The sequence below is a fragment of the Streptomyces anulatus genome (genome assembly GCF_014650675.1).
In the GTDB taxonomy this organism is placed as follows: Bacteria; Actinomycetota; Actinomycetes; order Streptomycetales; family Streptomycetaceae; genus Streptomyces; species Streptomyces anulatus.
In genome coordinates, this window is the sequence record NZ_BMVK01000049.1 from 1 (window position 1) to 510 (window position 510).

1 rRNA gene is annotated in these 510 nt (G+C 55.7%); it reads left to right on the plus strand.

Going from position 1 to position 510, the window contains the following annotated elements:
- A 23S ribosomal RNA gene (locus IE272_RS38560) occupies nucleotides 1-510 on the plus strand; the annotation flags it as partial.

The following is a 510-nucleotide window of genomic DNA, read 5'->3' on the forward strand; positions in this document are numbered from 1 at the left end:
GGTTAACCCGTGTGGGGAAGCCGTAGCGAAAGCGAGTCCGAATAGGGCGATTGAGTTGCACGCTCTAGACCCGAAGCGGAGTGATCTAGCCATGGGCAGGTTGAAGCGGAGGTAAGACTTCGTGGAGGACCGAACCCACCAGGGTTGAAAACCTGGGGGATGACCTGTGGTTAGGGGTGAAAGGCCAATCAAACTCCGTGATAGCTGGTTCTCCCCGAAATGCATTTAGGTGCAGCGTCGTGTGTTTCTTGCCGGAGGTAGAGCACTGGATAGGCGATGGGCCCTACCGGGTTACTGACCTTAGCCAAACTCCGAATGCCGGTAAGTGAGAGCACGGCAGTGAGACTGTGGGGGATAAGCTCCATGGTCGAGAGGGAAACAGCCCAGAGCATCGACTAAGGCCCCTAAGCGTACGCTAAGTGGGAAAGGATGTGGAGTCGCAGAGACAACCAGGAGGTTGGCTTAGAAGCAGCCACCCTTGAAAGAGTGCGTAATAGCTCACTGGTCAAG